Source organism: Microbacterium tumbae, assembly GCF_054780175.1.
Map to the genome: position 1 here is coordinate 53634 of NZ_BAAGWV010000001.1, position 22374 is coordinate 76007.

General features: G+C 70.2%; 19 protein-coding genes. 1 reads left to right on the forward strand and 18 read right to left on the reverse strand.

Features of this window, described 5'->3' with window-relative positions:
• Nucleotides 1-5: 5 nt before the first annotated feature.
• From rpsJ to ACYVGQ_RS00350, 9 genes are all read right to left on the reverse strand, one after another.
• Nucleotides 6-314, reverse strand: a complete 309-nt coding sequence (gene rpsJ / locus ACYVGQ_RS00310; RefSeq protein ID WP_017201594.1) for a 30S ribosomal protein S10 — start codon at nucleotides 312-314, stop codon at nucleotides 6-8.
• A 1071-nt stretch (nucleotides 315-1385) separates the two neighbouring features.
• The gene (locus ACYVGQ_RS00315) at nucleotides 1386-1598 is read right to left on the reverse strand and encodes a hypothetical protein (RefSeq protein WP_460782488.1); all 213 of its coding nucleotides are present in this window, start codon (nucleotides 1596-1598) and stop codon (nucleotides 1386-1388) included.
• Nucleotides 1599-1747: 149 nt separating this feature from the next.
• Entirely contained in the window at nucleotides 1748-2938 is a 1191-nt protein-coding gene (gene tuf, locus ACYVGQ_RS00320; RefSeq protein ID WP_460782489.1) for an elongation factor Tu, read from the reverse strand.
• 149 nt (nucleotides 2939-3087) lie between these two features.
• Nucleotides 3088-5202, reverse strand: a complete 2115-nt coding sequence (gene fusA / locus ACYVGQ_RS00325) for an elongation factor G (protein ID WP_460782490.1) — start codon at nucleotides 5200-5202, stop codon at nucleotides 3088-3090.
• Between the two features lie 87 nt (nucleotides 5203-5289).
• A complete protein-coding gene (rpsG, locus tag ACYVGQ_RS00330; RefSeq protein ID WP_337316294.1) occupies nucleotides 5290-5760 on the reverse strand; it encodes a 30S ribosomal protein S7 in 471 nt (156 codons plus the stop codon).
• A gap of 5 nt (nucleotides 5761-5765) precedes the next feature.
• Nucleotides 5766-6134, reverse strand: a complete 369-nt coding sequence (rpsL, locus tag ACYVGQ_RS00335) for a 30S ribosomal protein S12 (RefSeq protein ID WP_013584051.1) — start codon at nucleotides 6132-6134, stop codon at nucleotides 5766-5768.
• A gap of 225 nt (nucleotides 6135-6359) precedes the next feature.
• Complete coding sequence (locus tag ACYVGQ_RS00340; protein ID WP_460782491.1) at nucleotides 6360-9986, reverse strand: SCO7613 C-terminal domain-containing membrane protein; 3627 nt, start codon at nucleotides 9984-9986, stop codon at nucleotides 6360-6362.
• Nucleotides 9983-10201, reverse strand: a complete 219-nt coding sequence (locus ACYVGQ_RS00345) for a helix-turn-helix domain-containing protein (RefSeq protein ID WP_460782492.1) — start codon at nucleotides 10199-10201, stop codon at nucleotides 9983-9985. The genes ACYVGQ_RS00340 and ACYVGQ_RS00345 overlap by 4 nt, the downstream gene beginning before the upstream one ends.
• The gene (locus ACYVGQ_RS00350) at nucleotides 10201-10677 is read right to left on the reverse strand and encodes a DUF2975 domain-containing protein (RefSeq protein ID WP_460782493.1); all 477 of its coding nucleotides are present in this window, start codon (nucleotides 10675-10677) and stop codon (nucleotides 10201-10203) included. Before ACYVGQ_RS00350 ends, ACYVGQ_RS00345 begins: the two co-directional genes overlap by 1 nt.
• 172 nt (nucleotides 10678-10849) lie before the next feature.
• On the opposite strand from ACYVGQ_RS00350, the gene ACYVGQ_RS00355 reads away from it, so the two are divergent.
• A complete protein-coding gene (locus ACYVGQ_RS00355) occupies nucleotides 10850-14077 on the forward strand; it encodes an ATP-binding protein (protein ID WP_460782494.1) in 3228 nt (1075 codons plus the stop codon).
• A 116-nt stretch (nucleotides 14078-14193) separates the two neighbouring features.
• Here the strand turns inward: ACYVGQ_RS00355 and ACYVGQ_RS00360 are convergent, their stop codons facing one another.
• The 9 genes from ACYVGQ_RS00360 to ACYVGQ_RS00400 all read right to left on the reverse strand — a co-directional run bounded on the left by ACYVGQ_RS00360 (nucleotide 14194) and on the right by ACYVGQ_RS00400 (nucleotide 22211).
• Nucleotides 14194-15024, reverse strand: a complete 831-nt coding sequence (locus ACYVGQ_RS00360; protein ID WP_460782495.1) for an ABC transporter permease — start codon at nucleotides 15022-15024, stop codon at nucleotides 14194-14196.
• Nucleotides 15021-16022, reverse strand: coding sequence for an ATP-binding cassette domain-containing protein (locus ACYVGQ_RS00365; RefSeq protein WP_460782496.1), 1002 nt, complete (start codon nucleotides 16020-16022; stop codon nucleotides 15021-15023). The genes ACYVGQ_RS00360 and ACYVGQ_RS00365 overlap by 4 nt, the downstream gene beginning before the upstream one ends.
• Nucleotides 16023-16115: 93 nt before the next feature.
• Nucleotides 16116-16763 carry a spermidine/putrescine ABC transporter substrate-binding protein gene (locus ACYVGQ_RS00370; RefSeq protein WP_460782497.1) on the reverse strand — a complete coding sequence of 216 codons (648 nt, stop codon included), beginning with the start codon at nucleotides 16761-16763 and terminating at the stop codon, nucleotides 16116-16118.
• Nucleotides 16764-16815: 52 nt separating this feature from the next.
• Nucleotides 16816-17319, reverse strand: coding sequence for a hypothetical protein (locus ACYVGQ_RS00375; RefSeq protein WP_460782498.1), 504 nt, complete (start codon nucleotides 17317-17319; stop codon nucleotides 16816-16818).
• On the reverse strand, nucleotides 17316-18320 hold the full coding sequence (locus ACYVGQ_RS00380; protein ID WP_460782499.1) for an ABC transporter: 1005 nt from the start codon (nucleotides 18318-18320) through the stop codon (nucleotides 17316-17318). The genes ACYVGQ_RS00375 and ACYVGQ_RS00380 overlap by 4 nt, the downstream gene beginning before the upstream one ends.
• A gap of 86 nt (nucleotides 18321-18406) precedes the next feature.
• Entirely contained in the window at nucleotides 18407-18565 is a 159-nt protein-coding gene (locus ACYVGQ_RS00385; RefSeq protein ID WP_460782500.1) for a hypothetical protein, read from the reverse strand.
• 86 nt (nucleotides 18566-18651) lie between these two features.
• Nucleotides 18652-19293, reverse strand: coding sequence for an HAAS signaling domain-containing protein (locus ACYVGQ_RS00390; protein ID WP_460782501.1), 642 nt, complete (start codon nucleotides 19291-19293; stop codon nucleotides 18652-18654).
• Nucleotides 19290-19622, reverse strand: coding sequence for a PadR family transcriptional regulator (locus tag ACYVGQ_RS00395; protein ID WP_460782502.1), 333 nt, complete (start codon nucleotides 19620-19622; stop codon nucleotides 19290-19292). Before ACYVGQ_RS00395 ends, ACYVGQ_RS00390 begins: the two co-directional genes overlap by 4 nt.
• Before the next feature lie 159 nt (nucleotides 19623-19781).
• Entirely contained in the window at nucleotides 19782-22211 is a 2430-nt protein-coding gene (locus ACYVGQ_RS00400) for a glycoside hydrolase family 2 protein (RefSeq protein ID WP_460782503.1), read from the reverse strand.
• Nucleotides 22212-22374 lie beyond the last annotated feature (163 nt).

A 22374-nucleotide genomic window follows, 5' to 3' on the forward strand; every position in this document is an offset into this window, starting at 1 on the left:
GAGCCTCAGAGCTTGATCTCGATGTTGACATCGGCGGGCAGGTCGAGGCGCATCAGCGAGTCGACGGCCTTGGGCGTCGGGTCGACGATGTCGATGAGACGCTTGTGGGTGCGCATCTCGAAGTGCTCGCGGCTGTCCTTGTACTTGTGCGGCGACCGGATGACGCACACGACGTTCTTCTCGGTCGGAAGGGGCACGGGGCCGACGACGGTCGCGCCCGCACGGGTCACGGTGTCGACGATCTTGCGTGCGGACGTGTCGATGACCTCGTGGTCGTACGACTTCAGGCGAATGCGGATCTTCTGTCCCGCCATTGTCTGCTCTCTCTCTTAAGGCGTCTTACCGTCCTCGGCCGGATGACCGAGGGGCATTGGACGCACGTCGGCGCTGTTCGCGCCTCGGCACTCGGACTCCGCGGGGAGCCCTGCGCACCACTGTTCTTCTGTCAGCCCGCACACCTCTCGGCGCACGGCAGAACCTCCGGGAGGAGGTGTTGGATCTCGTTCTGCCACCCGCGGCCTAGAACCCTGCTGCCCGAAACGGACGCCGTCTATGCACTGCCCTGGTGGTGATCCGCTCGGCGCGCACAGCGCACCCACGGAATGTGGAACCTGTCTATTCTGCCATGCCGGATTTCACTTGTGCAAACCCGGGCGTGTCGCGCGTCTCCCGCGCCTCCGGATCGGCGAGCGAGGAATGCGGCGAGGAGCCGGACCAGGGCTTCGTCGAGGAGCGTTTCGACTCGCTCCGCTCGCTCAACGAACGGAGGGAAGAGAGAACGCTCAACGGACGGGCGGATGAAGGCGCTCGGGGACCGGCGAGAAGGACGCTCAGCGAACGGAGGGAAGAGAGCACACTCAGCGAACGGAAGGAAAGAGAGCACTCGGCGAACGGAGGGAGAGAGCACACTCAGCGAACAGGCGGAAGAGAACGCTCAGCGAACAGGCGGAAGAGAACGCTCAGCGAACGGAGGGAGAGAGAACGCTCAGCGAACGGAGGGAGAGAGCGGGGCGAGGCATCCCCATGCCTCGCCCCGCTCTTGGGGAGGCGTTCAGTGCGAGGGGGCACACCGAACGCAAGGATCCGGGCGTGAAGGGACGCCGGGATCCTCGTCAGAGGCATGGCGGATCGCGCGCCGCGCAGCGGCACGGCGGCCAGGCGGCGCGCAGGCGCCGCCGACGATGCGTCGATCCCCAAAATCGTTCCCCAGTTTCATGCGCGGCGCACCGCGCGAATCCGGATGCGCGAACCCCTTCGCACATCCATGCCGCAAGAACCCCAGGCGGCACGGTCCATCATAAGGTATCCGCGGTTCGGATGCCAGATCACGGACATGACGAAGGGCGGGATCCGCCCGGATCCCGCCCTTCGTCGATCAGCTCAGATCACTCGTTGCCGACCGACTTGTCGACGTTGTCGCGGATCTCGTCGATCTTGTCCGCCGCGCCGGGCGCCACCTTCTTCGCGAAGTCCGCGATGCCGTCGAGGACCTTGTCGCTGACGTCCTCGGCCTGCTCGCTCTTGACGACTTCCTCGATCTTGTCCTTGTTCTGCTCGAACGCGTCCTTGCCCTTGTTGACGATGTCTTCGATACCCACGTGCTTCCCCCATCAGAGATCGTTCGCCGACGGAGTTCCGTCAGCCAGATTCATTTTGCCCGTCCGCGGGCGCGAAGGGAACCCCTGGTCGCAGGGAACGGCAAAGGGGCCGAGCCCGAGGGCTCGACCCCTTTGCGGAGCAAGAGAACTTACTTGATGATCTTCGTGACCGTGCCGGCGCCCACGGTGCGTCCACCCTCGCGGATGGCGAAGCCGAGGCCCTCCTCCATGGCGATCGGCTGGATCAGCTCGACCGTCATGTCGGTGGTGTCGCCGGGCATGACCATCTCGGTGCCCTCGGGCAGCGAGATGACGCCGGTGACGTCGGTGGTGCGGAAGTAGAACTGCGGACGGTAGTTCGTGTAGAACGGGTTGTGACGGCCGCCCTCGTCCTTGGACAGGATGTACGCCGTGCCCTCGAAGTCGGTGTGCGGCGTGACCGAACCCGGCTTGACGACGACCTGGCCGCGCTCCACGTCCTCACGCTTGGTGCCGCGGAGGAGCAGACCGCAGTTCTCGCCGGCCCATGCCTCGTCGAGCTGCTTGTGGAACATCTCGATACCGGTGACCGTGGTCTTCTGCGTCGGGCGGATGCCGACGATCTCGACCTCGGAGTTGATGGCCAGCGTGCCGCGCTCGGCGCGACCCGTGACGACCGTGCCACGACCGGTGATGGTGAAGACGTCCTCGATGGGCATAAGGAACGGCTTGTCCTTGTCACGCACCGGGTCGGGGATGTTCTCGTCGACGGCGTCCATGAGGTCGAGGATCGACTGGACCCACTTCTCGTCGCCCTCGAGCGCCTTCAGGCCGGAGACGCGCACGACAGGAGCGTCCTCGGCGAAGCCCTGCGAGGCGAGCAGCTCGGAGACCTCGAGCTCGACGAGCTCCAGGATCTCCTCGTCGTCGACCATGTCGCTCTTGTTCAGCGCGACGAGCAGGTACGGCACGCCGACCTGCTTGGCGAGCAGGACGTGCTCGCGGGTCTGGGCCATCGGGCCGTCGGTGGCGGCGACGACGAGGATCGCACCGTCCATCTGAGCAGCGCCGGTGATCATGTTCTTGATGTAGTCAGCGTGACCGGGGGCGTCGACGTGAGCGTAGTGACGCTTGGGCGTCTCGTACTCGACGTGCGAGATGTTGATCGTGATACCGCGCTGACGCTCCTCGGGAGCGGAGTCGATCGACGCGAAGTCGCGCTGGACGTTGGTCGCCGACGGGTACTTGTCGGCAAGAACCTTCGAGATCGCTGCGGTGAGCGTGGTCTTGCCGTGGTCGACGTGACCGATCGTTCCGATGTTCACGTGCGGCTTGGTCCGCTCGAACTTGGCCTTAGCCACTGGGTCCTCCTCAGGACGTTCGTGTAGAGGATGCCGGGCACTGGATTGTGACCGGTTCTCTACGGGTTAGGTTTCTCAGTTTAGTAGAGAGGGAATGTGAAGTTGTGAGTGTCCCGGATGCCCCCGAAGGGGCATCCGGGGACAAGGGCTTACTCGCCCTTGGTCTTCTGGACGATCTCGTCCGCCACGGCCCGCGGGACCTCAGCGTAGGAGTCGAACTCCATCGAGTAGACGGCGCGGCCCGAGGTCTTCGAGCGCAGGTCGCCGATGTATCCGAACATCTCGGACAGCGGGACGTGCGCCCGCACGACCTTGACGCCGGCGGCGTCCTCCATGGACTGGATCTGACCGCGACGGGAGTTCAGGTCGCCGATGACGTCGCCCATGTACTCCTCCGGGGTGCGGACCTCGACGGCCATGACCGGCTCGAGCAGCACGGGGTTCGCGCGGCGGACGGCCTCCTTGAAGCCCATCGAACCGGCGATCTTGAACGCCATCTCCGAGGAGTCGACGTCGTGCGACGCACCGTCGAGCAGGATCGCCTTCACACCCACCATCGGGTAGCCCGCGAGGGCGCCGGCCGCCATGGCGTCCTGGAAGCCCTGGTTGGTCGGCTCGATGTACTCGCGCGGGATGCGACCGCCCGTGACCTTGTTCTCGAACTCGTAGGTCTTCTCGGCGTCCAGCTCGAGCGGCTCGATGCTGAACTGGATCTTCGCGAACTGACCCGATCCACCGGTCTGCTTCTTGTGCGTGTAGTCGTACTTCTCGACGGCCTTGCGGATCGTCTCGCGGTACGCCACCTGGGGCTTTCCGACGTTCGCCTCGACGCGGAACTCGCGCTTCATGCGGTCCACGAGGATGTCGAGGTGCAGCTCGCCCATGCCCTTGATGGTCGTCTGACCCGTCTCGGGGTTGAGCTCGGTGCGGAAGGTCGGGTCCTCCTCGGCGAGCTTCTGGATCGCGAGACCCAGCTTCTCCTGGTCGGCCTTGGTCTTCGGCTCGATGGCCACCTCGATGACCGGCTCCGGGAACGTCATCGACTCGAGGACGACCGGCTGCGCGATGTCGGCGAGGGTGTCACCGGTGGTGGTGTCCTTCAGGCCGATGACGGCGTAGATGTTGCCCGCGGTGAGCGAGTCGACCGGGTTCTCCTTGTTGGCGTGCATCTGGAAGATCTTCCCGATGCGCTCCTTCTTGCCCTTGGTGGAGTTGATGACCTGCGCTCCGGACTCGAGGTGACCCGAGTACACGCGCACATAGGTGAGGCGACCGAAGAACGGGTGCACCGCGACCTTGAACGCGAGAGCGGCGAAGGGGTCGTTCGCGTCGGGGTGACGCTCGATGACCTTCTCCTCGTCCTTCGGGTCGTGCGCCTCGATGGCGGGAACGTCCAGAGGGGACGGGAGGAAGTCGACGACCGCGTCGAGCATCGGCTGCACGCCGCGGTTCTTGAACGCCGAGCCGCAGAGCACGGGGTAGATCTCGCTCGCGATGACGAGCTTGCGGATCGCGCCCTTGATCTCGGCGACCGTGAGCTCCTCGCCGCCGAAGAACTTCTCCAGCAGCGCGTCGTCCGTCTCCGCGACGGTCTCCAGCAGCTGCTGACGGTACTCCTCGGCCTTGTCCTTGAGGTCGGCCGGGATCTCCTGGATCTCGTACGACGCCCCCATGGTCACATCGCCCTTGGCGTCGCCGGGCCAGACCAGCGCGCGCATCTCGATGAGGTCGACGACGCCGACGAAGTCGTTCTCGGCGCCGATCGGGAGCTGCAGCACGAGCGGCTTGGCGCCCAGGCGGTTGATGATCGTGTCGACCGTGAAGTAGAAGTCGGCGCCCAGCTTGTCCATCTTGTTGACGAAGCAGATGCGCGGGACGTTGTACTTGTCGGCCTGACGCCAGACGGTCTCGGACTGGGGCTCGACGCCCTCCTTGCCGTCGAAGACGGCGACGGCGCCGTCGAGGACGCGGAGCGAGCGCTCCACCTCGACGGTGAAGTCCACGTGGCCGGGGGTGTCGATGATGTTGATCTGGTTCTTGTTCCAGAAGCAGGTCACGGCGGCGGACGTGATCGTGATGCCGCGTTCCTTCTCCTGCTCCATCCAGTCGGTGGTCGATGCACCGTCGTGCGTCTCGCCCAGCTTGTGGTTGACGCCCGTGTAGAACAGGATGCGCTCGGTGGTGGTGGTCTTGCCGGCATCGATGTGCGCCATGATGCCGATGTTGCGGACCTTGCTCAGGTCGGTGAGCACGTCTTGTGCCACAGGAGTGTCCTTATCTTTCTTGCAGGGAGGCTGCGAGGAGAGGGAGGGTGCCCGTCCCCGGCGCACGGCCGGGGACGGGCGAGGCTGTTACCAGCGGTAGTGAGCGAACGCGCGGTTCGACTCGGCCATCTTGTGCGTGTCCTCGCGGCGCTTGACCGCGGCGCCCAGACCGTTCGAGGCGTCCAGGATCTCGTTCTGGAGGCGCTCGGTCATGGTCTTCTCGCGACGGCCCTTGGCGTAGCTGACGAGCCAGCGCAGCGCGAGCGTGTTCGCACGGTGCGGCTTGACCTCGACCGGCACCTGGTAGGTCGAACCGCCGACGCGGCGGCTGCGGACCTCGAGGGTGGGGCGGACGTTGTCGAGCGCCTTCTTGAGCGTGGCGACGGCGTCCTGGCCGTTCTTGGCCTCGACGCCGGCGAGGGCGCCGTAGACGATCGACTCGGCGAGCGACTTCTTGCCGTCGACGAGGATCTTGTTCACCAGCGAGGTGACGATCGGAGCGCCGTATACCGGGTCGTTGACGACGGGGCGCTTGGGGGCTGGACCCTTACGAGGCATCTAACTCAACCCTTCTTCGCGCCGTAGCGGGAACGAGCCTGCTTACGGTTCTTGACGGCCTGGGTGTCCAGGGCGCCGCGGACGATCTTGTAGCGCACGCCGGGGAGGTCCTTCACACGACCGCCGCGGACGAGCACCAGGGAGTGCTCCTGCAGGTTGTGGCCCTCGCCGGGGATGTAGGCGGTGACCTCGGTGCCGTTGCGCAGCTTCACGCGGGCGACCTTGCGCATCGCCGAGTTCGGCTTCTTCGGGGTGGTGGTGTAGACGCGGGTGCAGACCCCGGCCTGCTGCGGGTTCGACTTCAGGGCGGGCGCCTTGGTCTTCGAGACCTTGGGCGAGCGACCCTTGCGAACCAACTGCTGAATGGTTGGCACGTTCTCTCCTTGTTGTGCTGCACGGTGACAGCGCGATGGATTTCACATCATGACCCACCGGCACGCCGGATCCGACGTGCTTTTGGTGTGATGGGTATGCCGTGGGGGCGGACCGGTGTCGGACCGGCGCCCGTGCGCGGGCACGCCGAGACGTGCACACACCTGATCAAGTGTAATGCCGCGTAACGCAAGCGGTCAAATGAGCACGACGTCCGCCGTACGCCCTCAGCGAAGGTCCCCCATCCTGGCGCCGACCGCGCCGCCCCTGCGCTCGTAGGTGACCGCGAGGATCAGCAGCACCGCGCCGACGACGGCGAGCGTGATCCACCAGGGCATCGACGCGATGCCGCGCCCGATCTGCACGGTGAAGACGAACACGTTCTCGACCGGGAGGACGATGAGCCCCAGCACGAACGGGGCGGCGAGACGCCTGATCGCACCGATCAGGATCGCCAGAAGCGCGAGCACCATCACGAGGACGGCGCGCCAGGTCAGCGGATCGGTGAAGGTCGCCACGACCGAGGCGCTCATCGTCACGACGATCCCCGGCGCGAGCAGCGGCCACGACCCGGCGACCCCGGCCGGCCATTCGTCGAACGCCGCCGGCGCGTTCGTCCTCGCCGCGGATCTGCGGCGCAGCCCCGCGACGCCTGCGGCGACGAGGAAGGCGCCGAGCGGCAGCGAGAACCACTCCACGCGGAGATCGCGCGGGCTCCACGCCACGACGGCCGTCACGAAGGCGAGGGCGAACAGGAACCACACCGGGGGGAGGAGAGTGCTCCCCCCGCGCACGGCGGCGACGAGCATCACGATGAGCAGCACGATCGTCAGAGCCCACATCGCCCAGATGGATCCCCAGTCCCGCTCGATCGCGGTCCAGCAGGACAGGACGAGCGCGAAGAAGGCGGGAGCCGCCGTCCAGCGCGACGAGCGGACCCTGTGCCCATCGGGAGCCGCCTCCCGGATGCCGGCCGCCGCGAGCGCCAGCGCCCCCGCCGAGACGAGTCCCGCACCGGCGCAGAGCGCGAACAGCACCAGCGAATGCGCATCCGGGCCGAGCGATCCGAGCCCCATCCGGAGGCCGAGCACCGGCCCCGCCGCCGCCGCGACCCCGGCCGAGACGAAGGCGGGGATCCGCAGCGGCCGGGCCACGGTGCTCCGCCCGCACAGCGCGCCGAGGCCGACGAGCAGCCAGGCGCCGGCGAGCAGCGCGAGCGGACGCCACGGTCCGGCGCCGGGGGCGTCCATCTCGGAGACCGAGAGGAACAGCGAGGGCAGGACGGCGATCCCCAGGCCTGTGGCGTACAGCGGCACAGCCGGAGCACCGCGGAGCACGAGCACGGCGCCGACGAGCGCCGCGCCGATGGCCGGGGGCAGCAGATGCGCCTCGAGGAGCGTCACGCCCGCGACGCCCCACACGCACCAGAGGGCTCCGGTGAAGGCCGCTCCCGCCAGCCACCAGCCGTACCGGCGATGGGCGGCGAGCGCTGTGACGACACCGCCCGCACCGAGGATCACGAGCACGATCATCGTCGTGACCGGTCCGGCGGCTTCGCGTACCAGGGCGAGGGCCACGGCGATCGCCCCGGTGAGCAGAGCGGACGCCTCGATCGCGATCCGCGCTCCGTCCGCCGTGCGCCGGTCGCGCCCGGCGCGGAGCAGCCCGCGGGCGATCGGCTCCCCCGCCGACAGGGCGGCAGCCACCACGACGGCGATGACGGGCAGGACGACCGGAGACCCGCTCGTGGCGAGCAGCTGAGCGCCGAGGCACAGCACGACCACGGCGAGAGCGGGGACGAGCAGCGCCGACGCTCCGATGCGCAGCGTCGCGGTGAGGCCGGGTCTGCGCGTCAGCAGCAGTGCGAGGCACAGCGCGAACACGAGCGCCGTGGAGAGCGCGGTCCATCCGCTGCGCTCGACCAGGACCTGCGCGATGCCGATCACGAACGGGACGGCGGTCACCGCGAGCACGGCGTACCAGGTGCGGGGGCCTATCCACCGGAGGAACGTCGCGGCGATCGCCGTGACGAGACCCGCGGAGGTGGTCAGGCACTGCACCGCGACCGGGCTCAGCGCCGTGGACCCGAGCGCGGCGCCGACGCAGACCAGCGCGTAGCCGAAGCCCGCCCCGGCATGGACGAAGCGGGCCGCCCTGGGCGTCGCGGCGGCGATCACGGCCAGAACCGCGAGGACGCCGATCCCCGCCAACGGCGCCAGCACCGGATCCGTCCAGGAGATCGCGGCGATGGCGAGGAGCAGCCCGTGCACCGCGACGAGCACGGTCATGGCCGTGAGCGATCCCGTCACCCTGGTGCCGGCGGCGCCGGTCCTGCGCACGATCTCCGCCGCGAGGACGGTCAGCACGAGCGCGGCGTCGACGCGCACGGCGAGCGGGAGCAGCGGCAGGCACGCGAACGCGAAGAGGGCGGCCGCCGCGGCGAGGACCGCGACCGCATCCGTCGCCAGCGCGAGGACGCGCAGCTCAGCGCGCCGCACCGCCAGGCGGCCGAACGCCACGAGGACGACCGCGATGCCGACCAGCGCCACGAGGAAGGGCCACGCCACGCGTTCCGGCTCGCTCGAGGGCGGCCGGTCGGCGGCGAGCCCTCCGAGAGCCCCCAGACCCGAGGTGATCGCGAACAGCAGGGGGACGGCGGCGATCAGCGCGGGGAGCACCAGGGCGCCGATCGCCAGCGGAACCCGGCGCACCGTCCCCGGCGCCGGCGCCAGGGCGATCGCCCCGAAGGCGCAGGCCGCGACCGTCGCGATCACCGCCGGCCACCAGGCGGTCTGGACGGAGGCCACCTCGACGGCGTGCCCGGCGAAGACGATCGCGCTGACGGCGGCGCCGCCCGCGAGGAAGCTCCAGAGCCCGGGCAGCGCGTGCCGCGCCGTGAGCGCCGCGTTCACGGCGGCGAAGGCGAAGACGAGGGCCAGCGCCGCGAACCCGCGCGCCGGATGTGGATCGTCCAGCACCTGCACCAGAGCGATGACGGGAGCGGAGAGCACGGCGGCGAGCTGCAGGGCGGTCAGCGTCCGCCGGTCGAAGGGGCCGAGTCCCTTCACCCCGCCGAGCAGCGCAGCCGCGAGGAAGGCCGTGCCGAGGTGCCCGATCGCGGCCCCGAGCGGATCGCCGGCCGCGTATCCGGTCATCGCGGGCACCGCGGACAGGGCGATGATGCCGCCCCATCTCCACGAGCGGATGCGTGCGCGCATCCCGCCCGCCGTCAGCACCGCGCCGGCGACGCCCGCCGCGAGAGCGGCGAGCAGCCAGGTGTCCTGAGGGGAGCCGCCGAGCTGGGCGAACGCCCACACGTCGATGCCGACGAAGACGAGCCCGAGCGCGCCGATCGCCTCGGCGGAGAACCGCAGTCCCCGCCGGGCGAGCAGAAGCGATGCCGCGAGGAAGACGAGGGTGATGAGCGCCACGATCCCGCTGCGCAGCGCACGGTCGGTCAGATCGGGGTTGAGGAAGGTGAACACGACCGCCGCGATGCCGAAGAGCCCCGCGCCCGCGACGGCGAGCACCGACTGCAGCGAGGTGCTGTCCTCTGGCGCCGGGCGAGCGGGGGCCGGCCGGGGAGGAGCCGGTGCCACCGGTGCGGGCGGCGACGCGACCAGCGGCGGCAGCGTGACCCGCGGGACGCCGCGCAGCATCGCATCCCGCGCCCGCAGCGCCCTGGCCGCCTCCTCGGAGGCGCTCCACACGCGGTCGCCCGGCTCGCCCCGCAGGTCGGCGCCGCAGAAGGAGCAGCATCCGTCGACCAGCCGTGCGCTCGCGCACACCGGGCAGAGCGTCTCGTCGAGGAGGCGCCTGGCAATGTCCTCGCCCCAGGCCGTCACCGTGTTCACTTCTCGTCCTCCTCGGCGGTCCAGCGCAGGATGTCGCCCGGCTGGCACTCCAGCACTCGGCAGATGGCGTCCAGCGTCGTGAAGCGCACCGCCTTGGCGCGCCCGTTCTTGAGCACGGCGACGTTCGCCGGCGTGATGCCGATGGCGTCGGCGAACTCCTGGACGCTCATCTTCTTGAGGGCCAGCTGCACATCGAGGTCGATGACGATCGGCATCAGACCACCTCGGACAGGTCCTGCTCGAGCTGCAGGGCCTTGCGGAGCAGCCCCCGCAGCACCGCGACGAGGAGCGCGAGCGCGACGCCGACGACGATGCCGAGCACGCCGAGGAGGAGGATGCCGGGATTGACCGCCCGCGCGCTGTAGATGACGACGAGCGAGGCCGCGATGAGGACGGCCGCGGCGATCAGGACGGCCATGATGATGTCCACGTACCGGAAGGCTCGAGGGCTGAAGATCTCATCGGTGCGCACGAGGGAGAGCAGCTTCCAGATGCACAGCAGCACGATCTGGACGAGGACCAGGAACAGCACGGCCCCGATGATCCCCGGCACGCGGAGGAAAGCCAGATCCGGGTTCTGCGCGGCCGTGCCCGCAGCCACCGAGGGAACCATGACGACCTGGGCGACGAGGAGGAGCCCGACCATCACGACGATGAGGGCCTTGAGCACGAGAGTGACGCGGGGCTGCATTTCACACCTATCGACAAGCGGCTGATATCTATCGAAAAACGATAGCTACTGCGCGTCGTGCCCTTCAAGCGCCACGGCATGTTCACAGCGAACCCACGGGCGGATCGCCGTATCCGCGCCGCTCCCCGAGCCACGCGGGGCGCGTCAAGGGACGCCGCAGTATGCTGACGCAGTGAGAGCGCCAGCCACCAGAGTCTCCGTGCTCGGCCCGGTCGCGATCATCGCGGCCGACGGACGGCGGACGACCCTCCCCGGTGCGACCAGCCGAGCGCTGCTCGCCTCCCTCGCACTGGCCGCGCCCGGAAGGCGCGGCGCCGAGGCCCTGGCCGACGACCTGTGGGGCGACGACCCGCCCCGCAATCCCCGCGGCTCGGTGCAGACCCTCGTCTCCCGGCTGCGCTCCGCAGCCGGAGCGACGCTCACGACGCCGGCCGACCTCATCCGCAGCGAGGTCGACGGCTACGCCCTCGCTGTCGACACCGACCTGTCGGTCGCACAGGATCTGGATGCTGAGGCCGCACGGCTCGACGAGGCGGATCCGGCCCGGCTGGCGCTGTTCGACGACGCCCTCGCGCTGTGGCACGGCGAGCCCGGCGCCGACCTCGGCCGCGCACCGGTGGCGACGGCGCTCAGCGAGACCGCATCCGCCCTGCGCGACAGGATGGAGACGTCCCGGGCCCGCTCCCTGATCGCGCTGGGTCGGCCCGGCGAGGCCGTCGTCGCGCTCGCATCCCGGGTCGCCTCGCACCCGTACGACGAGCCGATGCACATCCAGCTCATGACGGCGCTGGCCGCCGACGATCGCCCGCAGGAGGCCCTGGCGGTGTTCGCCGCCCTGCGGGAGCGTCTGCGCGAGCATCTCGGCTCCGATCCCGGACCGGCCGCGACGGCGCTCAACGCCGGCATCCTGCGCGGCGGCTCGTCCGCACCGTCCGCGCAGGCGCGGATCGGACTCCGCGCCGAGCCGAACCCTCTGATCGGGCGCGAGACCGAGCTGCGCGAGATCGCATCCGAGCTGGCCACGGCGCGCCTGGTCACTCTGCTCGGCGTCGGAGGAATCGGCAAGACCCGACTCGCGCAGTCCGTGGCCGCGGCGTCCTTCTCGCCCCTCGTCGCCGTCGTCCCGCTCGCAGGCATCCGGGACGACGATGACCTCGCCCCGGCGATCGCCGACGCCCTCGGCATCAGCGAGGCGCGCGCGGGCGGGCGGCTCGCCGACGCCCGTCTGCAGCCCGATCTCCGTTCGCGCGTCGTGGCGATGCTGAGCGAGCGCCCGGCGCTGCTCGTGCTCGACAACTGCGAGCACATCGTCGGCGGCGTGGCGGAGTGGATCGCGGACATGCTCGCATCCGTCCCGACGCTGAGGGTGCTGACCACGAGCCGGACGCCGATCGCCATCGCCGGAGAGATCGTGCACCCCGTCTCCGCGCTGAGCACGGGCACCGCTGCGGATGCGGATGAGAAGCCGGGCCCTGCCGTGCGGCTGTTCCTCGATCGCGCTCGCGCCGTCCGCCCAGACGCCGTGCTGGATCGGGCATCCGTGATCCGGCTGTGCGAGCGGCTCGACGGCCTGCCCCTGGCCATCGAGCTCGCGGCGGCCCGCGTGCGAAGCATGACCGCTGCGCAGATCGAGGCGCGGCTGGAGAACCGCTTCGCGCTGCTGACGAGCGCAGACCGATCAGCCCCCGAACGGCACCGCACCCTGCAGGCCGTCATCGAATGGAGCTGGGACCTGCTCGATCCGGACGCGCAGCATGCGCTCGCCGCGCTGTCGCTGCTGCCGGCCGGGTTCTCCGCGACGACAGCCGCCGGAGTGCTGGGAGCGACACAGGCCGACGATATCCTCGACCGCCTCGTCGCGCAGTCGCTGCTGGTCGTCGTGGACGACCGGCTCACCTCCGGCATCCGCTTCCGCATGCTGGAGACCGTGCGCGAGTTCGGCCTTGCACGGCTCGCGGCCGGCGGCGGCGAAAGCGCCGCCTGGGACGCGGTCCTGAGCTGGGCCGGCGCGTACACGCGCAAGGCGGGGGCGAGCCTGTTCGGGCCCTACGCCCCGCTCCGGGCCGAGGTGTTCCGCGAGATACGCGCGGAACACGACAACCTCCTCGCCGCACTCCGTCACGCGCTCGACACGCGTCGGATCGCGGAGGCGGTCCTCGTCGCCGCGACGCTCACGCAGTCCTGGATCGTACGGGGCGCGTTCACCGAGCTCTTCGGCTTCGTCCCCGCGATCCTCGACGCCGTCAGGGACATGCCGGATGAGGCGGTGCCGGGGGATGCGCTCGCGACGGTGCTGCTCCCCTGCGCCGTCTTCGCGCTTCTCGCCGACGACCCCCGCGGACTGCGGGCGCTCGCGCGGACGCGCAGGCTGCTTCGTCGCGATGCGGAGCGGATGAGCCCACCCTGGCGCGCGCTCACCGCCGTGATCGACGAGTCCTCGGACCCGGGCCGGATGGTCGCCGTCCTCGCCGGGCTGCGCGAGTCGGAGGATCCCTCGGTGCGTCTGGTCGGCGAGATCCTCACCGCGCAGTTCGCCGAGAACGACGGCGACGCGGTGACGGCGGCCGTCTCCTCCCGCCGCGCCTGGGAGCTGTCGGAGCGTTCTGAGCAGTCCTGGCTGTCCGCGATGGCGGCCAGCTCCGCTGCGCAGCTGGCGAGCCAGTCGGCGGATCCGGCACAGGCGATGATCTGGTTCGAGCGCGCGCGGCGCGGCTTCGAGGACTTCGGTGCGGAGGAGGAGCTCCGCCAGTTGGACTGGACTCTCGGCGGCAGCCTCATCGCCCTCGGACGTCTCGACGAGGCGGACGCCCTGTTCGAGCGGCTGGCCTCGCTCGGCGAGCTCACCCAGGAGGGGCTCGAGTTCGGGGCGATCGGATGGTTCGGCCTGGCCGAGGTTCAGCGCGCCCGAGGCAATCCGCGGACGGCTCTGGCCGGCTACGAGCGGGCACTGGAGCGTTTCCACTCTGTGGACCAGCGGGCCTCGCCCTGGTACGTGATCGCGATGGCGGGATTCGTCTCCGCGGCCGCTATGGACCGCACGCTGCCGGACGACGCGATGGCCCGCTGGGCGCGTCGCCTTCGGAGCCGGGTGCTCGCGCTGCGGCGGATGCGGCCGGACTTCGTCGACAAACCGGTCCTGGGCGCCGCGCTCGCCGGATGGTCCTCGTGGGCGCTGGACCTCCCGCCGCTGCGGGCGCGCGCGATCGAGGCGCTCGCGCTCGCTGAGGTGCTCGGCGCCCGTCAGGATCTGCCCAGCCTGCACATCGCGGCGCATCGCGCTCGCGCGGCCGGGATCGTCGGCGACGACGTCGTGTCGTCGGCACGGGCCGCGGCATCCGCGCTGCCGGTCGCCGCACGCGCCGACAGGGCCTACGAGGTGCTGCGAGGGCGCGCGGGCTGATCGCCGGAGAGGGGGCACGACGACACGGCGCCGGACGACGCCGCGGCACGACGACGGCAGGGGAGGACGCCCCGTCCGGAGCGTCCTCCCCTGCCGCCTGTTCCCGTCGCAGCCGGTCAGGCCTTGCGCATATAGGCGCGCACGGTCAGCGGCGCGAAGATCAGCACGATCACGGCCGCGCCGAGCAGCGAGACCCAGGCGTCGCCGGTGAAGGCGCCGTTGTTGACGAGCTCCCGCACCGCTGTGACCAGATGCGAGACGGGGTTGACGTTCACGAACCACTGCAGCCATCCGGGCATGGTGTCCACCGGCACGAAGGCGTTGGAGAGGAACGTCAGCGGGAACAGGACCAGCATCGAGATGCCCTGCACGCTCGAGGCTGTGCGCGCGATGACACCGAAGAAGGCGAAGATCCAGCTGATCGCCCAGGAGCAGGCGATCACCAGCAGCCCAGCGCCGACGACGGCGACGAAGCCCCCCTCCGGGCGCAGCCCCATCAGGTAGCCCATCGTGAAGGTGAGCACGGTCGCGATCGCATAGCGGACCGTGTCGGCCAGCAGCGCACCGGACAGCGGGGCGATGCGGGCGATCGGCAGGGAGCGGAACCGGTCGAACACCCCCTTGTCCATGTCCTCGCGCAGCTGGGTGCCGGTGACCACCGAGGTCGTGATGACGGTCTGCACGAGGATGCCGGGGATGATGGTGGGCAGATAGGACACGACGTCGCCCGAGATCGCTCCGCCGAAGATATAGGTGAACATCAGCGTGAAGATGATCGGCTGCAGCGTCACGTCGAACAGCTGCTCGGGCGTGCGCCGGATCTTGACGAGACCGCGGTACGCCATCGTGACCGTGTTCTGCAGCGTCTGCGAGAGGCTCGTGCGGTTCTTGAGATCGCGCTCCACGGCCGGGACGATCCGGCGCGGCGCCTCGACGACCGCGCTCATGCGTGCACCTCTTCCTTCTCGTCCTGGTTCTCCTGCTGTTCGCTCCCGCCCGCGTCGTGTCCCGTGATCGTGAGGAAGACCTCGTCGAGCGTCGGCTTCTGAACGCTGAGCTCCGTCACGTGGATGCCGCTCTGGCGGAGCGCGATGAGCAGGTCGGCCACCAGGTCGGCGTCCGCCATCGGGGCGGTGATGCGGGACGCCTCGGGCGAAAGCGTCCCCCGGACGCCGAGCACCCGCTCGATCGCGTGCAGCGCGTCCTGGGTGTCGGCCGCCTCCGCGAGACGCAGCTGCAGGCTGGAGGTGCCGACCGATGCCTTGAGCTCGTCGGCGGTCCCCTCGGCCGCGACGCGCCCTCGGTCGATGACCGCGATCCGGTCGGCGAGCTGATCCGCTTCATCGAGATACTGCGTCGTCAGCAGCACCGTGGATCCGGTCGCGACCAGTTCGCGGATGGTGTCCCACATCTGCCCGCGCGTGCGGGGGTCGAGCCCGGTGGTGGGCTCGTCGAGGAAGATGAGCGGCGGCTGGGCGATGAGCGACGCGGCGAGGTCGAGTCGCCGGCGCATCCCACCGCTGAAGTTCTTCAGCGGGCGGCGGGCGGCGTCGGCCAGCCCGAAGCGCTCGAGCAGCTCGCTGCTCTTCGCCCTGGCATCGGCGCGCGACAGGCCGAGCAGACGAGAGAAGATCACGAGGTTCTCCGTAGCGGAGAGGGTCTCGTCGACGGAGGCGAACTGCCCGGTCACGCCGATGAGCTGTCGCACGATCTGCGGTTCGCGGACGACGTCGTGGCCGAAGATGCGCCCGGCGCCGCCGTCCGGGCGCATGAGCGTCGCGAGCATGTTGATGGTGGTCGTCTTGCCGGCGCCGTTGGGTCCGAGCACTCCGTAGACGGTGCCGGTGCGGACCCGGAGGTCGACGCCGTCGACCGCCCGGTTCTGGCCGAACACCTTCACGAGCCCGGTGGCCTCGACGGCCCATTCGGAGGTGAGGTCTGTCATGTCCTCAGCATCCGCCCGTCGGCTTTCACGGCGCTGTCGTCGCACTGGCGACGGCTTGCATCGTGAACCCGGATGCCCCGGCGCCGGGCCGCGCTACGGGGCGTCGGGATCGAAAGGAGCGTCCAGCGACTGCGTCAGCTCCTCCAGCAGAGCCTCGATCTGCGGCTCGACGTACTGTGATATCGCCGCCTGCACCGAGAGCCGGTGCCGCAGCAGCAGGCCGCAGATCTCCCGCCCGACCATGTTCGCGTACTCGTCGGCGAGGGTCACCTCCTGCCGGAGCGCCGCCTTGGCCTCGTCGCTCAGCGGCGGCAGCGGCGGGAGCTCCTCGGCGTCGTCGTCGGCGAGGCCGGCGATCGTGAAGAGGAAGGGCGCGCCCGGCACAGGGTCGGGGTCCAGCGGCATGCCCTCGAACTCCGGGGCGAGATCCTCGCTCGGACGGTAGCTGCGCGCGAGGTTGCGCGCCGCCTGCTGGTCGAGCTCGCGCTGCAGCATCGGAAGATTCCGTGCGGTGTACTCGGCGACGGCGTGATCGACGATCGTCTTGATCCGCGTCGACAGGCCGTGCTGCACGCCGTGCGGGACGTTGCCGCCGATGCCCACCGCGGAGAGGATCGGCGACCCGAGGCACCTCCGGCAGGGCGCGACGCGTCCCCGGTGGGTGGCCGGCTCCCAGCGCGGCACCCAGCGGAGCCAGGCCTCCACGGCCTGGTCGACCTGCGTCTCCAGAGAGCGCTCCACATCTACAGGTTACGGTGCGACACGCCTCGATGCCCGTTTTTGCGACGTGACGTCACTCCTCGTCGTCCTCCCACGGCCAGTGCGGACGGCGCGCGCGGGTGCGCCGGAGCGCGATCCCTCCCCAGCCGGCGACGAGGGCGGCCAGGAGCAGGACGAGGCTCGCGCCGCCGCGGACGAGGTCGCCGGCCACGGCGAGGGAGGTGATCACGTCTCCTCCTGCGGCGAGCAGGGCGCCCAGCGCGACGACGGCCAGGTGCGCGAGGGCCGTCGCGAATCCCGTCACCCAGACCGAGCGGTACAGCGGCCTGGCGATGCGCACGGCCGCCCACTCGACGCCGGCGAAGACGGCGACGGCTGCGGCCATCCCGACGATGCCGGGAGCCTGGCCAAGCCCGGGGACGGCGATGATGTCGGCATCGGTCACCAGGCTCAGCAGGCCGAGCCCGAAGACGGCGAGCGCGAAGAGGCCCACCGTCGACAGCACCAGCGCCAGGATGGCAGAGACCCCCGCGGACTCGGGCCCGCGGGGGTCGTCAGCTGTGCCGCTCGTGGTCACCTCGGCAGGGTCGGTCCCGCTTCGAGGGTGCGCTCGTATTCGCGCTGCGCCTCTGCGTTGAGCTCCGTCTTGCGGGCGCCGCTGCGGGCGACCCATGCGCCGAACCAGATGGTGAGCTCGCGCCCGAGGACGAACGCGGCGATGGCCAGCGGCGCATAGACCTGCTCGCCGACGAGCTCGGCGCCCTCGGAGGCCGTGATGAGCCAGAACGGCGCCTCGAAAAGCTGGCCGAGGATGTATCCGAAGTACGCGATCACGCCGACGATGAGGCCGAACACGACCCACAGTCCCCAGCGGCCTCGGTTGATGATCGCACCCAGGAACCAGAAGCCCAGGAAGAACACCACCACCGGCGTCCAGAACCCCCAGGTGGTCAGCGGTGCGAGCGCGGCCTCGCCGATGTTCTCTCCGGTCACGTCGCCGGCGAGGGCTGCGAGGCCGAGGGTGACGCCGAGGAGGAGGACGGCGAAGACCACGGTCGCCAGCAGGCCGATGAGCCCGGCGGTGCCGCGGTTCCCGCGCTCGCGCGGCGGCTCGGGAGCCTGCACGAAGATGGGCTGCGGGAGCACGGCGGCCGGGGCGAGGACGGGCTCGGACGGGACGACCTGCGTCTCGGCATCCGTGGCCGCGTCGTACACGCTCGTCACCGGCGCGGATGCCGCGAGGACATCGGGCTCCGCCGCATCGGCGTCCGCCGGCACGGTTCCGGCGATGCCGTCGCGCGCTGCGGGGATGTCATCGGGCGGCCCGAAGGTGCCGGGGTGCTCCTGCTCCGCGGCCTCGAAGGCGGCGAGGTCGGGATCGACGACGGCGGCGCCCTCGTCGGTCGCGGCGAGGGCTGCCGCGTCTTCCTGAGCGGCGACGTCCTCGGTCGCGTCAGAGGTCTCGGCCGGCACGTCCGCGCCTGCCGCCGCGGCGGCGTCGAGACCGGCCTTGGCGCTGCCGACGACGTCATCGACGTCGTCCGGCCTCTCGGGCTGGGGAACCTCGGGGTCACTCATGGGGGCGCCTCTCGTAGGAAATGTGCAGTGCGAGGATATCGCCGGGCGAAGCGCATGCGCCGGAGGCGTGCCGACGTTTCGGAAGCTCAGGGCGAGGGCGACAGCTGACGCAGTCCGTCGCCGACCATCTCGACCAGCACGGGCCCCGCCGGAACGGCGAGCCACACCAGCAGGCCGACGAACCCCGCGCAGAGGACGCCGACGATCCAGCTGAACGCCAGGTTGCGTCCTCCCACACGAGCCATGCCTCCACGGTACGACCGCGACGACGATGGCGAGGGACGCAACGCCGGGACGCGGAGGCGGCGGAGATGCCCTTCCGCCGTCCTCCTCAGCGCTCCGTGCGTCCGCGCAGGCGCCAGAGCAGCCAGAGCCCGGATGCCGGGACGAGGAGGATGCCGATGAGGAGCGCACCGGACCACAGGATGTCGTACCAGACCGGCATCAGGGGGTTCGCGCCGCCGGCGACGCCTTCGCCGCTCTCCTCCACCGTCGTGATCACGGTGAAGGAGCTCCATACCAGGATCGAGATCGTCGCCGTGACGAGCGGGACGAGGATCGCGACGGCCTTCTCCCCGCTGCGCCACAGCGTGCTGAAGCACACCAGCACCGCGCCGACGACCCATCCCGCGAACGGCACGACGAAGCCCCCGAAGCTCAGGGTCAGGGCCGCCGCGATCGCGAATCCGCGAGTGCTCGCGGCCGGCGGCCTCGGCGCGGAGGCCGCGGCGACGGGCGGCGCGACGACGACCATCGGAGAGACGGGCACCTCGTCCTGCGCCTCACGGGCGATGTCCTGCGGATCCCCGAGCCGGGCGATCCGCTCCGCCGTCGCCGCGGCGTCCAGTCCGTCCAGCTCCTCGGCGATCCCCGCCCTGATGTCGGCGGCGACCCCGTGCGGCAGAGTCCGCATGGCGTCGTCGAGCCTGGTCAGGAAGTCCGCGCGGAGGCGGTCGGCGTCGGTCTCGATCATGATGATTCCTCTCCCACGATGCCCGTGACGACACGGGCGAAGGGCGTCCAGTGCGCCCGGAACTGCGCCAGCTGCGCGATCCCGGCATCCGTCAGCCGGTAGTACTTGCGGACCGGTCCCGACTCGCTGGGCTGGTCGAACGTCGTCACCCAGCCGTTGTCGCGGAGCCGGCCCAGCAGGGGGTACAGCGTGCCGATGCTCGCGATGAGCCCCGCCTGCGTGAGCCCGTCGGCGAGCTGCCAGCCGTACATCGGCTCGCGGGAGAGCAGGCCGAGCACGCAGTACTCGACCACTCCCTTGCGCATCTGCGCCCCGACGTCCATTGCCATGCATCACAAGATAGCATGCGTGGCATGATACCGCGAGGGGCCCGACAGCGTCTCGGCATCCGTGTCCGGGTTGTCGTCGGTCAAGTCAACGCGCACCCGCAACGACCCAGACACGCGACCGTAGACAGGCCGAGGGCGGGGAACGAGAAGAGGCGCCCCTCAGCGCGAAGCGGCGGACACCAGAGGGTTCAGCGTCCGCAGCGTCGCGGCGAGCGCCGCTGCGTCGAGCGGAGCAGCGCTGTGGACCCGCACCGTGACGGGCTCCCCGGGGAAGATGTCGAGATCCAGATCACTGACCCAGGATGCCGCGTCCACCCGATCAGGGAACAGCGAGGCCCCGCGCACGAACGACGACGCCGTCAGCGTCACCGACTGGGAGCCGCCGGACCACTCCCCCACGGCGACGTCGACCACCGCATCCTCCAGCGCGAGATCGCGGTCCTCGGCGAAAGCGTGCACGAGCGGGCGCTCGATGCCCGGAACCACGGCGACGAGCACCTCCTCACGCGGGACGACCTCGCCCGTCTCCGAGAGCGCGAAGCGCGCACTGGACAGCGCGGGGACGTGGAAGGGGAACTCGTCTCCGCCGGCGACCGAGCCGTCGAACCTACGGCGGAGCACGCTCGCCGTCCCCTCCCAGTCCTGGAGCGAGTCGTTCACGAGGACGAGCGCGCGCCCGGCGTCCGCGAACACCCCGATGCGCTCCGCGTTCACCCGGCGAAGTGCATGCCAGAGCGGCTTGCGCCGTCCGTAGCCGTCGACGGCCGCCCACGAGGTGACAGGCCAGCAGTCGTTCAGCTGCCAGACGATCGTGCCCATGCAGACCGGGCGCTGCGCGCGCCAGAACGCGGTGCCGAAGGCGACCGCCCTCGCCTGGTTCAGCTGGGTCAGATAGTGCCATTCCTCGACGTCGCGCGGCTCGGGAAGATGCGGCGCCATCCCGCGGCGGAGCTTCTCCTGCCCGTCGGCCGCCTTCTGGTGAAGCAGCATCCCCGGTGATTCCGGCGTCAACGGCTCGTCGTGGATCGCGGCGGTCAGCGTCGACCAGGTCGGCGGCCCCTGGAAACCGTACTCGGCGGCGAAGCGCGGGACGGAGGCGGCGTAGCCGGTGTAGTCGACCCGGTTCCAGACGTCCCAGATGTGCTTCGTGCCGTGCGCCGGATCGTTGGGATGGATGTCCATCGTCCCGGAGTACGGGCTGTTCGCCCAGTACGGCGTCCACGGTGCGAGCTCCGCGACCAGACTCGGAAGCAGGTCGAGGTAGTAGCCGAGGCCCCAGGTGCGCCCGTCGAGCTTCGCCTGCCACCCCCAGTCGTTCCAGCCCTCGATGTTCTCATTCGCCCCGTTGAGCAGCGCGAGGCTGGCATGCCCGCTCAGGCGCGCGATGCTGCCGCGCGCCTCGGCTTCGATCTCGCCGCGCAGCGGCTCCTCCTCCGGGTACGCCGCGCACGCGAAGAGGAAGTCCTGCCAGACCAGGAGCCCGAGCTCGTCGCAGAGGTCGTAGAAATCGTCGGACTCGTAGATGCCGCCGCCCCAGACGCGGATGAGGTTCAGGTTCGCCTCGACGGCGTCGCCGAGGCGTGCGCGGTACCGTTCGCGGGTCACGCGCGACGGGAAGCAGTCCTCGGGGATCCAGTTCGCGCCGCGGATCACGGTGCGGATGCCGTTGACGACGAAGGTGAAGCCGGTGCCGTGCTCGTCCTGGCTCGTGTCCAGCTCGATCCTGCGGAATCCGACGCGACGGGACCGGCTGTCGAGCACCCGTCCGTCCCGTCGGAGTTCGACGGCCAGGTCGTGCAGCGTCTGGGCGCCATATCCGCGCGGCCACCACAGCTCGGCGTCCGCGACGCGGACCTCGAGCACCGCGCGCCCTTCGACCACGGCGGCGGACGCCTCCGCGCCGCCGACGGCGATCCGCACGGAGGTCGCGGCATCCGTCTCGCCGATCACGCTCGCCGAGACCTGGACGACGCCCGTGGCATCGTCCACGGTGATCTGGGTGACGACCTCGTCGAAGCGCGCGACATCCCACCCCTCCCACCGGACCTCGCGCCAGATGCCGGCGGTCACGAGCTGCGGCCCCCAGTCCCAGCCGAAGTTCGCCGCCATCTTGCGCACGAAGTTCCCGGGGGTCGGATACTCGTTCGGGCGGGCGCCGAGCTCGTCGCGCAGCGCCTCCGCATAGGCCCACACATCGGCGAAGCGCACTTCCAGGACACTGCCCTCGCGGGCCGTCCCCGTCACGTCGAAGCGGTAGGCGCGGTGCTGATTGCGGGTGCGGCCGATCTCGACGCCGTCGACGAGGATCGTCGCGATCGTGTCGAGGCCGTCGAAGACGAGATCCCGCCTCTCCCCTGCCGGCGGCGCGGGGAGGACCGTGCGATAGGACCAGTCGGAATGACCGATCCAGGCGTCCTTCTGCTCATTGAGATCCAGATACGGATCTTCGATGAGGGACGCCGCGAGCAGGTCTGTGTGCACGACACCGGGGACGCTCGCCGGGATCTCATCCGGCAGAGCGGGGGCTCCGTCGGCGAGTCGTCGGGGGTGCAGGGTCCAGCCGGAGGAGAGCGGGAAGGAGGAGGTCACTCCGAAATCCTCTCGGGCGGGACCCCTTTTACGCAAGCGTCCTCACAAATTGGGGCGGGGGGATCCGTTTCGACTCGCTCGCTGCGCGTGCTCGCTCAACGAACGGAGGGGAAAAGGGCGTGCTCGCTCAACGAACGAGAGAAGAACCGCGAACGAGGACAAA